This is a genomic window from Bacillus methanolicus (genome assembly GCF_028888695.1).
Taxonomy (GTDB): domain Bacteria; phylum Bacillota; class Bacilli; order Bacillales; family Cytobacillaceae; genus Bacillus_Z; species Bacillus_Z methanolicus_B.
Map to the genome: position 1 here is coordinate 1,295,517 of NZ_PNFF01000001.1, position 14,718 is coordinate 1,310,234.

At 39.5% G+C, this 14,718-nt stretch carries 12 protein-coding genes and 1 other annotated feature; of the genes, 2 read left to right on the forward strand and 10 right to left on the reverse strand.

Going from position 1 to position 14,718, the window contains the following annotated elements:
* Positions 1-580: 580 nt before the first annotated feature.
* From C0966_RS06470 to C0966_RS06485, 4 genes are all read right to left on the reverse strand, one after another.
* Complete coding sequence (locus tag C0966_RS06470; RefSeq protein WP_274854405.1) at positions 581-1,828, reverse strand: glutamate-5-semialdehyde dehydrogenase; 1,248 nt, start codon at positions 1,826-1,828, stop codon at positions 581-583.
* Between the two features lie 16 nt (positions 1,829-1,844).
* Positions 1,845-2,942 carry a glutamate 5-kinase gene (proB, locus tag C0966_RS06475; RefSeq protein ID WP_274854407.1) on the reverse strand — a complete coding sequence of 366 codons (1,098 nt, stop codon included), beginning with the start codon at positions 2,940-2,942 and terminating at the stop codon, positions 1,845-1,847.
* A 214-nt stretch (positions 2,943-3,156) separates the two neighbouring features.
* Positions 3,157-3,378, reverse strand: a binding site (T-box leader).
* A 125-nt stretch (positions 3,379-3,503) separates the two neighbouring features.
* Complete coding sequence (locus C0966_RS06480) at positions 3,504-4,871, reverse strand: aspartate kinase (RefSeq protein ID WP_274854408.1); 1,368 nt, start codon at positions 4,869-4,871, stop codon at positions 3,504-3,506.
* A gap of 186 nt (positions 4,872-5,057) precedes the next feature.
* Entirely contained in the window at positions 5,058-6,062 is a 1,005-nt protein-coding gene (locus C0966_RS06485) for an NAD(P)H-dependent flavin oxidoreductase (RefSeq protein WP_274854409.1), read from the reverse strand.
* Between the two features lie 432 nt (positions 6,063-6,494).
* Between C0966_RS06485 and C0966_RS06490 the strand changes: the two genes are divergently transcribed.
* Positions 6,495-7,493, forward strand: coding sequence for a MerR family transcriptional regulator (locus C0966_RS06490; protein WP_274854410.1), 999 nt, complete (start codon positions 6,495-6,497; stop codon positions 7,491-7,493).
* A gap of 134 nt (positions 7,494-7,627) precedes the next feature.
* On the opposite strand, the gene C0966_RS06495 is transcribed toward C0966_RS06490, so the two are convergent.
* The 5 genes from C0966_RS06495 to C0966_RS06515 form a co-directional block, all read right to left on the reverse strand.
* Positions 7,628-8,701, reverse strand: coding sequence for an ABC transporter substrate-binding protein (locus C0966_RS06495; protein WP_274854411.1), 1,074 nt, complete (start codon positions 8,699-8,701; stop codon positions 7,628-7,630).
* Entirely contained in the window at positions 8,698-9,498 is an 801-nt protein-coding gene (locus tag C0966_RS06500; RefSeq protein ID WP_274854412.1) for an ABC transporter permease, read from the reverse strand. The genes C0966_RS06495 and C0966_RS06500 overlap by 4 nt, the downstream gene beginning before the upstream one ends.
* Positions 9,495-10,298 carry an ABC transporter permease gene (locus tag C0966_RS06505; RefSeq protein ID WP_274854413.1) on the reverse strand — a complete coding sequence of 268 codons (804 nt, stop codon included), beginning with the start codon at positions 10,296-10,298 and terminating at the stop codon, positions 9,495-9,497. Before C0966_RS06505 ends, C0966_RS06500 begins: the two co-directional genes overlap by 4 nt.
* Before the next feature lie 11 nt (positions 10,299-10,309).
* Complete coding sequence (locus C0966_RS06510) at positions 10,310-11,395, reverse strand: ABC transporter ATP-binding protein (protein WP_274854415.1); 1,086 nt, start codon at positions 11,393-11,395, stop codon at positions 10,310-10,312.
* Positions 11,396-11,696: 301 nt separating this feature from the next.
* Positions 11,697-12,656: a dipeptidase gene (locus C0966_RS06515; protein ID WP_274854416.1), complete on the reverse strand. Its 960-nt coding sequence runs from the start codon at positions 12,654-12,656 to the stop codon at positions 11,697-11,699.
* 568 nt (positions 12,657-13,224) lie between these two features.
* Between C0966_RS06515 and C0966_RS06520 the strand changes: the two genes are divergently transcribed.
* Positions 13,225-13,734 (forward strand): hypothetical protein, encoded by a 510-nt coding sequence (locus tag C0966_RS06520; RefSeq protein ID WP_274854417.1) that lies wholly within the window; start codon positions 13,225-13,227, stop codon positions 13,732-13,734.
* Between the two features lie 78 nt (positions 13,735-13,812).
* Here the strand turns inward: C0966_RS06520 and rbsK are convergent, their stop codons facing one another.
* Positions 13,813-14,718 carry a ribokinase gene (gene rbsK / locus C0966_RS06525; RefSeq protein ID WP_274854419.1) on the reverse strand — a complete coding sequence of 302 codons (906 nt, stop codon included), beginning with the start codon at positions 14,716-14,718 and terminating at the stop codon, positions 13,813-13,815.

Here is a 14,718-nt window from a genome sequence, read left to right on the forward strand (position 1 = left end):
ATTTTCTTAATATAAAAAATAATACCATAATTTAATTTTATATAAAACTTCCAGAAAAAATTGCAAAATTCTTGTTATATGGGCAGTTTTTTATGTTAATAGAATTTTAATATTTTAGAAGAATATTATTTTAGAAGACGAATTAATATTATTCTTTGGTCGATAAATCTTGAATAGTGGTCGTTATATTCGTAATCTGGTCGATATACCTTGAAATGTGGTCATTATATTCAGAAAGTGGTCGTAAACCTGAAAGAAGAAGTCGTTATATTCAAATAAGAGTGGTCAAAGCGTTGGAAAAATCTGATTTTGATAGAAACCCTACAGAAAAATCGTTCATGAATTTAAAACTCCCAACCCTAACATGGAAATAGCTATCCTTATAAAATAGAACCAAAATAATAAGGCGGTGTGAGCGAAGCAAAGCTCTAAATATTTACAAAGCTAAACAAGTATCTTGCTAAAGATAAGTTCGCATTTTTTATTTTTGTTAGCGTAGATCCGCCCCTTTTCCACAGAAAAGCACTGCTTCTCTTTTAAAAGCAGTGCTTTTTTTCTCTATGAAATAGACAATCAATTATTATTTGCGTATCTGGCCATTCCCGTAAATGAAATATTTGCTGGATGTTAAAGCAGCTAATCCCATCGGTCCTCTGGCGTGCAGTTTTTGTGTACTGATTCCGATTTCCGCACCGTAGCCGAATTCAAATCCGTCTGTAAAACGGGTTGATGCATTATGGTAAACGGCAGCAGCATCGACATTGTTTAGAAAAATCGATGCATTCTCGCTGTTTTCAGTAATGATTGCTTCCGAATGCTTCGTTCCATATTTATTAATGTGGCTAACGGCATCCTCAACACTTTTTACAACTTTTACACTGACGGTCAAAGCTAAATATTCAGTATACCAATCTTCTTCCGTCGCCTTTTTCGCGATAGGTAACACATCGCAAACTGCTTGATCCCCAATGATTTCAACCCCGCTCTTGACGAGAGCCTGTAACAAAGATTCTCCATGTCTATCAAACCATGTTTCATGAATTAAAATTGTCTCGATTGCATTGCAGACAGACGGTCGCTGCGTTTTTCCGTTAAGAACAATCTGCTCCGCCATTGCCGGATCAGCTGTCTCGTCAACAAAGACATGGCAGTTGCCTGCACCTGTTTCAAGAACAGGGACGGTTGATTCTCTTACGACCGTTTCAATCAAGTTTTTTCCGCCTCTTGGAATCAACACATCTATATATTCGTTGAGATGGAACAGTTCTTTGGCTGTCTCTCTGCTTGTATCTTCGATGAGTTGGACAGCATCCAGAGGAATCGCAGTTGATTCCAACGCTTGGTGAATCGACTGAATAAGAGCGATGTTTGAAAATTTCGCGGAAGAACTCCCTCTTAAAATGACGGCATTACCTGTTTTAAGCGAGAGCGTCGCCGCATCAACCGTTACATTCGGCCGTGCTTCATAGATCATGCCAATTACACCAATCGGTACACGCTTCTTTTGAATCAAAAGCCCATTTTCTTTTTCGATTGTCTCCAATGTTTCACCAATCGGATCCTTAAGGCCAATTAACAACCGTATCCCTGCAGCCATGTCCTTGATCCGCTTTTCATTTAACAAAATCCGGTCAAGTACAGCGTCTGACAACCCTGTACGTCTTCCTTGCTCAAGATCTTTTTCATTTTCTTGAAGCAAGAAATCCTTATCTTTTAATAATTGAACTGCGATTTTTTCTAATGCTTCATTTTTTGCCTCTGTGGATAAATTCACCAATGAATAGCTTACTTGTTTTGCAGCTTTGCCTTTTCTTTTCACTTCATTCATCTTACTTCCTCCATTTCTATGCTTTTACCCACTTATCACGGTGAATCACTTCGATGGCTATAACTGTATCTTTTTTCAATTCATCACTTCGTTTGCCCATCACTTTTTTCAGTTCCTCTGAGGAATAAAGCACTTCGCCTTTTCCAAGTAAACCAGTTGTGCCAAACACTTCAACAACGTCGCCTCGTTTAAACGTACCTGTTATTTTATAAATTCCTGCAGGAAGAAGGCTTTTGCCGTGAGAAAGAAGCGCATCCTCCGCTCCTTTGTCAACATAGATTTTTCCGGAAACTTCTGAATGAAAAGCGATCCATTGCTTGCTGTTCTTAATTTGTTGTGAGACATTTGTACCGACATATGTTCCATCACCTCTGCCCTCCAATATATCCAGCAGCTTTCTTCTTCCTTTTCCCCTCCCGATAAACACTTTTACACCGAGAGCAAGCGCTGTTTTTGCCGCCGTTAATTTTGAAAGCATGCCGCCGGTTCCCACTTTGGATCCTGTTCCTTCCGCAGCAGCCATCATTTCATCGGTAATCTCATGAAGGATGTTAATCCTTTTGGCAAACCGGTTTTTCTTTGGATTCGAATCATATAGCCCATTAATATCCGTTAAAATAATCAGCATATCAGCATGCACCATTCCGCTGACAAGTGCTGAAAGCATATCATTATCGCCAAATGTCAATTCTTCGACGGAAACCGTGTCGTTTTCATTAATAATCGGCACTATTCCGCGTTCCAACAGCTCCGTAATTGTTGAGTATGCATTTCGGTAACGCTCTTTTTTAGAGAAATCGTTTCGCGTCAGCAAAATTTGTGCCGGAAGGATACCGTATTCTCCAAACTTCTCCATATAAGCTTGGATTAGAAGACTCTGGCCTACTGCTGCTGCAGCCTGCTTCCCTTTAATCGTGACAGGTCTTGACGGGTAACCAAGGCGTTTAAAACCGGCCGCCACAGCACCTGACGAAACGAGTAAAACCTCATGTCCTTCCGAGCGCAAAGCCGCTATTGCCTCTATATGATCCGAAAATTTCTCGTGGTCAATTTCTCCTTTTGAATTTGTTAACGAACTGCTTCCAATCTTAACGACAACTCGCTTTTTATCCATAACGACTTCCTCCCGATTGCAGAAAGTTACGTGAATGAGATTGCTATCACTTTAATGTATTAACACATTAACGCGGAGCGGGCCAGGCCCTCAATGCTTTAATGCGTTAACGCGGAGCGGGCCTGACCCTCACCGCTTTAACGCGTTAACCTGGAGCGGGCCAGGCCCTCAAAAGCTGGGGCCCTCATCAAAAAAAGCCCTTTTTCATCCTTTAGAAAAGGACGAAAAGGACTTCATTTCCATTTCCGTGGTACCACCTTTTTTGGATGCATATGCATCCCGCTCTTCATGATAACGCTCTGGCAGCGCCCGTGTTTTTGCACAGGACTCTGGAGGCAGGTTCTGCGGCTTTGCAGCGGCGAGGTCTTCCAGCTAATAAACCCCGCTCTCTGTCGCACAAAGTGCCCGCATACTAATCCTCCGTCAACGTTCATTTTTTTCTATTATGTAAATGAAACTATGATTCTGTCAATAGAGAAAAGTGTAATTTTTTAAAAAACTTTCGTTAAATTATACCTGTTTTCGTCTAAAATGAAATATTTCACAACTTTATTTCAAAAACTAAACATTCAAAGGAACTGAAGCAAAAAACTCTTCGTATAAAGCTTTCACTGCCCGTTGTTCTTCTTCTGCTTTCACACCGAACATCATACTCACTTCTGAGGAGCCCTGGTTGATCATTTCAATATTGACACCAGCATCGGCCAGCGCCTTTGATGCTCTTGCCATTGTCCCAACATTTTGGCGCATCCCTTCGCCCACGATCATAATAAGAGCCAAATTTCGTTCAATTTTCACTTCATCTGCCTCTAGCTCTGTTTGAATTCGTCTAACAATCTCCTCTTCCAACGCACGATTCAGCTGGCTTTTTCTTAGAATAATAGAGATGTCATCAATTCCGGACGGAATGTGTTCATACGACAATCCATACTCTTCTAAAATCTGCAAAATTTTCCGACCGAATCCAATTTCACGGTTCATCAAATATTTGCTGACGTAAATGCTGCAGAATCCTTTGTCACTGGCAATTCCGATCACAGGACCATTCGAATTTGTCCGCTCATGCACGATTTTCGTTCCGGGTGCCGAAGGATTGTTTGTGTTTTTAATATTAACAGGAATACCGGCGCGGAAGGCAGGAATAAGAGCTTCATCATGAAGCACAGTGAATCCGGCATAGGAGAGTTCCCGCATTTCTCTGTATGTCAATTCACGGATCTCCTTCGGTTTTTCCACAATATTCGGATTGACAGAATATACCGCATCTACATCCGTAAAATTTTCATAAAGCTCAGCCTTCGTTCCATTCGCTAAAATCGCTCCGGTTATGTCAGAGCCGCTGCGCGAAAAAGTTACCAATTCACCTGTTTTTGTAAAGCCGAAAAATCCAGGGAAAATAATAATTCCAGGCAAATTCCGAAGCTCATAAAGCCGTTCATAAGATTCCGGAAGCACTTGTGCATTCCCGGGCTCATCGCTTACAATCAGTCCTGCATCTTTCGGATTTATATAGCGCGCCTCCACTCCTTCATGCTGGAAGTAAGCGGCCATAAGCTTTGCATTGTTGTCCTCACCGCTTGCTTTAACAGCATCCATAAATCGTTCAGGATTGCTCTTATCTCCGTTTAACACTGCAAGAAGATCGTTGCGAATCAAATTTGAAATGCTGCTTGAAAGTCCAAGCTCCCTTGCAATACTCGCATATCGTTCGATGACAGCTTCCACTAAGTCTTCAGCCGATTCGTTTATTAAATATTTTTCTGCGCATGCAATGAGTAAATCGGTTACCTTTATATCACTCGCAAAACGCTTGCCCGGTGCCGAAACGACAACAATTTTTCTCTTTGGATCAGACATTACAATTTTAAATACCTTTTCAAACTGTTCTCCTGATGCTAACGAAGAACCTCCAAACTTCACTACTTTCATGTGACATCCCCTGCTCTTTTAGATTTTCAATAATTATAAACATAATTATTACTCTAAAGGGGAAAAGAATCAAGAACTTTTTCTACACATGGCGCACAAATGTATTTTTACAGTGTACGTTCTTCTTTAATTTTCCATCTCTCTATAAAAAATATTGGGATCATTCAAATATGACCCCAATCTGATCTATTCTTGTTTAATTTCACTCAAAGTCGAACTTTGACTATGTTTTGCAGTTATGTGCGTAAGGGTTTTTTCATAGGATTGCTTGAGCTCTTTCACAATTTCAGCAACTGGCTGAATCTTCTTTATGGAATGTACACCATGCCCTGCCGAACAAATATCTTTCCATGCTTTTGCCCCCGGCTGATTTATTTTTGAAAAATCCATCTCTGCTTTCTTTTTAAGCTTGTCAGGATCATGACCTGCTTTGCGAATACTTGGGATTAAATAATTGGCATTTACACCGCTGAAAGCATCAGTATAAATGACGTCTTCAATGGTGGAATCGATCAGCATGTTCTGGTAGTCTTTGCTCGTTAAGCTTTCCTCAGCTGCGATAAATCTTGTTCCCATATAAACAAAATCAGCACCAAGCGCTTCCGCTGCAACGATATCATTTCCATCCGATATCGAACCGGCAAGAATCGTAATCCCATTCCAAAATTCTTTTACCGCACTGATAAAAGCAAAAGGATTATATGTACCTGCATGTCCGCCAGCACCGCTGGAAACAAGAATTAATCCATCGGTTCCTTTTTCAGCTGCTTTTCGGGCATGGACTAGATTAATAACATCCGAAAATACAAGGCCACCATATTCATGAACAATTTTAACAACCTGGCTCGGATCGCCTAAGGAAGTTATCACGATCGGCGGCTTGTATTTCTTAATTAATTCAAGATCCACTTCATATCGTTTATTTGACCGGTGAACAATAAAGTTTACCGCCCATGGTGCAATCTTTTGGTTCGGTTCTTGGATCCTAGCTTGTTCCAGTTCGTTCGTTATCTGCCGCATCCATTCTTCAAGAATATCTCCTGTCCGCGCATTTAGGAGGGGAAAAGAACCGATAATTCCAGCTTTGCAGCCTTCAATAACAAGTTGAGGGCCGGACACTAAAAACATCGGGGCCATTATCACAGGCAAAGTAGTTTCGTATACAATTTGAGAAAGCAGTTTATTTTGCATCATTTCCTCCTCTATTAGAATCTCTAAGAAGACTTATCATTTAATATTTTTCAAGAATAAGGGAAATCCCTGTCCTCATATAGTCCAAATTTCAAACCCCCATGATTATTTTTAGAAAACGCTTTCATCTTGTTTTTTAAACATGAGCATTCACTTATTCTACTATAAAGTATACCTGCCATTTCTGAGGGAGGTCAAATTTATTTTTGAATATTTTGAAAAATTAATCGAATAAAAGTGCTCAGATTCTGAACATCAAAAAAGGATATGATTCACCACAAGCTTGTTGTTTTTTCAGGTGTTCTGCAGAATCCCGTCTTGTTTTGATAGGTTTTGTCTGCAGGCAGGAAAATGTGATCATCAATGATGAATAATTAACATAAACACTGAAAATCTTTTCAAAACTGTGTTAGAAAGGACTGGATAATAAACATGGATAACCGTTTTATGAGGGCATATACGATAAAGGAAGTTTCGAAAAAGATCAACGTCCCGCCGGGTACGATCAGACAATGGGAGAAAGATTTGGATGGGATTCTCTTCATCTCCCGTACGAAGCAAGGTGCAAGGTATTTTACTGATCAAGAAATCTCACTTTTAATGAAAATCAAGGAAATGCGGGACAAAAATTTAAGCAAAGAAATGATCCGTGAGCTATTGCAAAAACATTTGAATCAAAATTCGGAAGCTGATTCCGAAACAATCGAAACTTCTATGCTGTCTGTTTCTGAAAACAACACCCCTGAACATACAGAAAATTCAGATCCTAGATTCGAGAACTTTTTGGAAGCCATGGAGGCATTTAAAGAAAACTTATTGGAGGAGATCAAGGGTGAAATACGTAATACCGCTCGAAAAGAAATATTAGAAGAAGTGAAAAAAGAAATATCAAAAAGTACCGTTCATACCGTTAAAAGTCTCTCCCACTCTATTTATACATCAAGTGAAAAAACAAAATCGGAAATTCAGGACCTTTCGGGGCGGATTGCAAAAGCTTCGGAACATAATTCCGAAGAGTTCAAAACCTTGAAAAACAGTGTTGCGAAAGCTTCGAAACTCACTTCTGAAACTTTCAGAACCTTATCCAACAGCATTGCGAAAGTTTCAGAAGATGCTTCCGAAGAAATTGCTATACTTTCGAACCGTCTTTCCGAATCATCCGAAGCTTCCGCAGAAGAATTCAAGACCTTGGTTCACTACATTTCTAAGTCAACCGAAGTCACCAATCACGAGATAAACAATCTAATTAACAACATTAATAAAGACCGAGATATCCTGTTAGAAACTTTGAATCAAGAACGGGAACAATACCTCCAGGAAATCAAACATAGAGAAGCAGCTTTTCAAGATTTAATCGCGGGCTTTCGAAATGTAGCCGCAGACGAAGAAAAACCCGCCAAAAAATGGTGGAGGCCTTGGAAAAAACAATGATGAAGGGTCTGGCCCGCATTGCATTAACGCTTTAAAGCATTGAGGGTCTGACCCTCAATATGTTAATGCGTTAACACTTTAAAACAAGAAAGAGTGGCCGGCCATATAACAATGAACCAGTCACTCTTTGAGACTTACTTTTTATGCATTTTAAACTGAAGGAATAGCTCGTTATAGTACGCAAGCATTTTTTTTCCGAGATTCTCATAGACTTCCAGCTTTCCCGTCATTTCTTCGTCGGGATAAAAACGTTTATCATTGACGATTTCTTTATCCATATACTTCAGTGCTTCTTTATTTGGAGTGGAATATCCGACATACTCGGTATTTTGCGCTGCAACTTTTGGATCGAGCATAAAATTGATAAACTTATGTGCTGCCTCTATGTTCTTGGCGGTTTTTGGGATCACCATATTATCAAACCACAGATTGGAGCCTTCTTCAGGCACCACATATTCAAGATTGTCTTTTTTCCACATTAATTCTGCTGCGGTCCCTGACCAGACAACACCGATCGCAGCTTCATCATTTTCCATCAGCATTCTGATTTCATCTCCAACGATGGCCTTGATATTCGGAGTCAGTTTGTCCAGTTTTTCTTTCGCCTCGAGCAAATGGGATTTATTCGTATCATTCAGCGAATAGTGCAAGCTGTTCAACCCCATTCCCATTACTTCACGTGCACCATCGATAAGCAATATCTCATTTTTTAATTCCGGATCCCATAAATCATTCCATTTCGTAATCTTTTTATCTCCCAGAATGTCTTTATTGTAAAGGATTCCGACCGTTCCCCAAAAATAAGGAATCGAATATTTGTTGCCCGGATCAAAAGGTAAATCCAAAAATCTCGGATCAATGTATTTTAAATTCGGTATTTTAGAATGATCAATCGGAAGCAGCAAGTTTTCTTCTTTCATTTTGTGAATGGCATATTCGGATGGAACGGCGATATCATATGCTGTGCCGCCCTGCTCAATTTTTGTCATCATCGCTTCGTTTGAATCAAATGTTTCATAGATGACCTTGATGCCTGTTTCTTTTTCAAACCTGTCAATTAATTTCGCATCAATATAATCGCCCCAATTATAAATGGTTAACGTATTTCCGCTTGTGTACCCTTGGGCTGAATTCAGTTTAAAAACAACATAAAGCAAAAGAAAAGATACTAGCAAAACTGCAGCAAATGCCCGAATAAGCTGCTTCATTTCCGAACCCCCATTCCGTTCGGCCGGTTACGCTTTGCAATGTAATAATAACCGATCACAAGAATCATCGTGAAAATAAATAACAAGGTTGATAAAGCGTTAATATTTAACGACACGCCCCTGCGTGCCAGTGAATAGATTTCAACCGACAGTGTCGAAAAACCATTCCCCGTCACAAAAAACGTAACGGCAAAGTCATCGAGCGAATAGGTCAGCGCCATAAAAAAGCCCGCAAAAATGCCGGGTGTAATATATGGAAGCACAACCTTTGAAAGAACATCCCAGCGACTCGCTCCCAAATCAAGGGCTGCATACATCATCGTCGGGCTCATTTCCTCAATCTTTGGAAGCACCATAATAACAACGATCGGTACACAAAAAGCGATATGGGAAAGCAAGACGGAAATAAATCCTAGTTTTATCCCGATCATCGTAAATAAAATTAAGAAGGAAGCGCCAATAATTACGTCAGGGCTGACAATCAGGACATTATTTAAAGACAAAAGCGTATTTTTTACACGCCGCTTTCTTGAATAAGCGATTGCTAGTGCTCCTGCCACTCCAATAATGGTCGAGATCGCGGCAGACAAAAGCGCAATAATGATTGTATTTAATACAATGATCAACAGCCGGGAATCTTTGAACAGCTCTTTATACCAGTCAAGCGTAAATCCTTCAAACTGATACATCGTACCGCCGCTATTAAAAGAATAAAATATTAAATAGAAAATCGGGGCATAAAGGATAAAAAAGACGACAATTAAATACACAGTTGACCATTTCGACATTTTTTTCATATGATCCCCCGCCTCCTTTTCCCAGTGACAATCATGATGATCACCATGGCAATGATCAAGAAGACGGCAATCGTTGAACCCATTCCCCAATCCTGTGTCACGAGAAAATGCTGTTCAATCGCTGTTCCGAGCGTAATGACCCGGTTTCCGGCAATCAGCCTCGTAAGCATAAAAAGTGATAAAGCAGGAATAAAGACAACCTGGCAGCCCGATTTCACGCCATCAAGCGTCAAAGGAAAAATAACGCGCCTGAACGTTGTCCATGATGAGCCGCCTAAATCATGGGCCGCATCCACAAGTGAAGGATTCAATTCATTTAGTGCATTAAAAATTGGCAAAATCATAAATGGCAAAAAGATATAAACCGAAACAAATACAAAGCTGAAATCGGTAAACAACAGCTGCTTGCTTCCGATGCCAATTATTTCAAGGAAGCTGTTTGCTGCTCCGTATGTACCAAAAATACCCAGGAAGGCATATGCTTTTAACAATAAATTGATCCATGACGGTAAAATAATCAAAAGCAGCCAGAGCTGTTTATGTTTCGTTTTCGTAAGCAAATAAGCTGTTGGATATGCAATAACAAGTGTGATCAAAGTGATTAAAAATGCATACCAGAAAGAACTCAGCGTCATCCTCAAGTAAACGGCTGTAAAAAACTTCTTGTAATTATCCAGTGTAAAATGGCCTTCAATGTCAAAAAATGAATAATATAGAACCAGGAACAGCGGCGTAACCACGAAAAGAAAAATCCACAAAACATAAGGAATCAAATAAAAATTACGGGAATTATTTTTCATGGCCATACCTCTCAATAATTTTCTAACCGTTTGTCAAATTCTTCTTCGGTTTCGCCAAGGCGCATGACGTGGATCGCTTCCGGATCAAAATGAAGGCCAATTTCATCACCGACTTTCACTTTTTTCGTTGAATGGACAAGCCATTCGTTTCCATCCTGGTCATAACAAATAATTTCATAGTGAACCCCGCGGAATAATTGGGAGTCAACTCGCACCTGAAGTTTGCCCTTGTCTTTCGTTGTAATTTCCAGGTCTTCTGGACGGATCACGATTTCAACGGTTTCATTAGGGTTAAAACCTTTGTCCACACAATCAAATGTCTTTCCTGCAAACTCTACGACGTAATCTTTAATCATTTTTCCTGATACAATATTTGACTCACCGATGAAATTTGCAACAAAGCGGTTAATCGGCTCATCATAAATGTCTGTCGGTGTTCCGCTTTGTTCAATTTTTCCATTGTTCAAGACAAATATTTCATCAGACATGGCAAGGGCTTCTTCCTGATCATGCGTGACAAAAATAAATGTAATACCTAACCTGCGCTGCAGTTCACGCAATTCGTACTGCATTTCTGTCCGCAGCTTCAAATCAAGGGCTGATAGCGGCTCATCCAGAAGCAGTACTTCGGGCTCATTGACGATTGCCCGCGCAATCGCCACACGTTGGCGCTGACCGCCGGACATTTCCCTTATTTCTCGATTTTCATAACCTTCAAGATTGACAAACCTTAAAGCTTCTCTTACTTTTTCGGTTATTTCTTCATTCTTCAGCTTTTTTATTCGTAATCCAAATGCGACATTTTCAAATACATTTAAATGAGGAAACAGGGCATAATCCTGAAAAACTGTGTTGACCTGGCGCTTATTCGCAGGAACATGGTTTATTATTTTCCCGTTAAAATAGATGTTGCCCTGTGACGGCTCGATAAAGCCCGCAATTAAACGAAGGATCGTCGTTTTTCCGCATCCCGAGGGCCCGAGCAGCGTATAAAATTTTCCTCTTTCAATTTCAAAGCTGACATCATTCAAAACCGGAGGATCATTGTCATATTGTTTCGTGACATGCTCAAAGCGAATGATAATATTATCTTTCATCTTTCATCTTTCTCCCTCTAACACCTATTTTCTAAGTTAAATCACATCTTTTCGTTGCATTTCAAAGAAAATGCAATCCATGGGTCATTTAATTGCAACTTTCTAACCGTTATCATAACACAGAATACATATTTCTTAACAAAAATGTCAAAAAAATAGGTTCGTTGAATGAGGTGCCGGCACGCACCGCATCACTGTGTTAACGCTTTAAAGGGTTGAGGGCCTGACCCGCACTACGACACCGCGTTAACGCTTTAAAGGATCGAGGGTCTGACCCGCACTACGATACCGCGTTAATGCTTTAAAGGGTTGAGTGGCTGTTCCCCACGGCACGAGGCCCCGGCCGATGATTCAGGAAGTTTTGATAGGCAAAGCCTCTCACTTCTTCTTCGGAAAAATGCTTCAATAATTCATTGATGAGATGTTGGCTTTTGGATGCATCCTCAAGCCCGACGACAAATTTAGAAATGCCGTCAAAATCTGATCCTAACCCAATTTGTTTTTCACCTCCAAGAGAACAGAAATGCTCAATATGTTTGATTACATCCGATATTGCTGCTTCTCCATTTTCCTTTAAAAACGGAGGGTGATAGACAACGTGGATCATTCCTCCTTTTTTAAACATGGCAATCGCTTGCTCATCTTTTAAATTACGAGGATGATCGCACAGTTTTCGAGAATTAGAATGGCTGGCAATCGGATAATCCGCAAGTTCCATCACATCCCAAAAAGCTTTTTCACTTAAATGCGAGACGTCCGTAAACATTTGATGTTTATTGTTAAAGCGAACAATCTCCTCTCCAAACAAAGTAAGACCTGCACCGCGCGGTTCTTCTGCCCCATCTGCTGCCAAGTTGGCATAATTCCAAGTCAATCCGACTGACCTCACACCAAGCTGGTAAAGGATATGAAGCTTCGTCAAGTCATTGCCGATCGCATCGACACCTTCAAGCGTCAGCATAGCTCCGATTTCACCGTCTTTTAAGCTGTCAAAATCAGACCATTCTCGAATCTGCTTCATTTCAGGATTTTTATCAAGCACTTCCGAATAAAATAAATCGACTTGATCGAGAGCAATCGTAAATTTCTCATCTGTGTTTATTTCAGGATCAACAAAGATTGCAAAACATTGGACCTTAATTTTTCCTTGCTTGAGGCGCTGTTTATTAGCATGTAACTCAGGGGCATCTGCAAACCTTAACGTTCTTTTAGATTCTGACAGCTTTAGTAAAACATCGCAGTGCAAATCAATAATGTTCATTGTCTCTCTCCTTGAGTTTATTTTCTCCAAAATAAGGGCAAGATGAGAAATTAGGAAGAAAATTAATTCTTAGATAAAAAGTTTGTGAGTTGATCAAATGAAGTTAGTGATTTTTCTTGATATTACCATTATTTTAATGATAAGCTTTATACTTTCTCGAAAGACTCTGCATATTTTTGAAAATATTTTTTTGTTCTTTGTAAACGACATATTATTTTTGAGTTATATGGCTGTATTATACAATAATACAGATTTTTTGGAACTCTCACAGGAAATAGATCTCCACATTATTTTTCGGGCTGTACGAGGTCATCAATATCCCTTTATTAACCATATGGTACTTTAATAATTATTTGAGCGCATTAAAGAATACATTTGGGAAATGGGTGTTAACGATATGTTATCTTTTCGCAGTATATGCAGTGGAATATTTATTCCTAAAATGGGAAGTTATTTCATACAATGGCTGGAATGCCTGCCTGTCAATCATTGGAATGATCTTGATGCTTCTAATAATAGGCATTTTGAAAAATATCTTTAAACGCACTCTTCGAAAAGAGGAAATACAATGATATCTCTCCCAAAATCTTTTGATGAAAATGAATGGTTTGTTCTTATCTCATTATTCATCATGCTGACATTAACAATGAAATTACCGCGGCGATTACCTATAAGTTTGACAGTTCTTGTTTGTCTCTTTGCAATATTCATTGCAAGTTTGTTCGATCACTTGCTTGCAACGTCAATTACTGATTATTACAACATCATGGACTCGGGCAAATATGAATTTTTTGATTACTTGCTTTATCTATTGTACGCGCCCTTTGCCTACCTGTTTGTCTATCTATATGAAGAATGGAACTTAAAAGGGTATGGTATTTTGCTTTATATTCTTGTATGGTCCATAGTTGGAACGATCTTTGAATGGATTTCCCATTTATTTTACGTATTCAACTATAAAGGTTGGAAAATTGGCTATTCTTTTACGGTATATTTAATTATACAACCGTTAACATTACTCTATTTTAAATTTCTAAAAAACAATTACAGTACAAAAAAGATTCCTAAAATAAAATAGGCCGGCAAATGTTCGCCAGCCTATTCCCTTTCCGAACTATTTAAATCAGGAATGGATTCTTCAATTTTAATTTTACCTTTATCGCCCGTTCTGCATTTCTAAAAATTGGTCCACCTCTTGTTTAGTCGGCATCCCGACTTGAGCTCCCAATTTTGTGACAGATATTGCAGCTGCAACGTTTGCAAACCGGCAAGCTTCTTCCAATTCCATGCCAAGACTTAATGAATAAGCAAGGGCTCCATTAAACGTATCACCGGCACCTGTTGTATCAACAGCTTCTACTTTATAGCCAGAAATTTCTCTTTCACCGTTTTGAAAAATTATTACACCCTTTGAGCCTCTCGTCACAATACATTTTGCCATTAATTCTTTTTTTTCTTGTTCAGACCATTCAAAAGCATAATTAAGTAATTCTTGTTGTTCATGTTCATTAGGAGTCAAATAATCTATTTTTTGAACAAGTTCTTTCGAAAGAGCCTGGATTGGGGCAGGATTCAATATCACTTTCACATTGTGCTTTTTTGCAATTTCAACAGCTTTTTCAACGCTTTTGAGCGGAATTTCAAGTTGAAGCAAGACAATGTCACTTTCCGCAATAACACGTTCATGTTCTTCTACCAATTCCGGGGTTACTTGATAGTTTGCACCCGGAACAACGATAATACTATTATCGCCATCGGAAATGGTGATCGATGCAATCCCTGTAGATTGGTATGAAACTTGTCTCACATAGTCCATATGAATTCCTTGATTTGACAAATGTCTTACCAACTCCTCGCCAAAAGCATCTTGGCCGACGCATCCGATTAAAGTAACATCCGCTCCCAGTCTTGCGGCAGCAACGGCTTGATTCGCTCCCTTTCCTCCCGGAATAGTATGAAACGAATCGCCTAAAACCGTTTCGCCAATTCGAGGAATTTTCCTCGTTTCTGTTACTAAATCCATATTAATACTGCCAATGACTGTGATTTTTTTTCTTGCCAT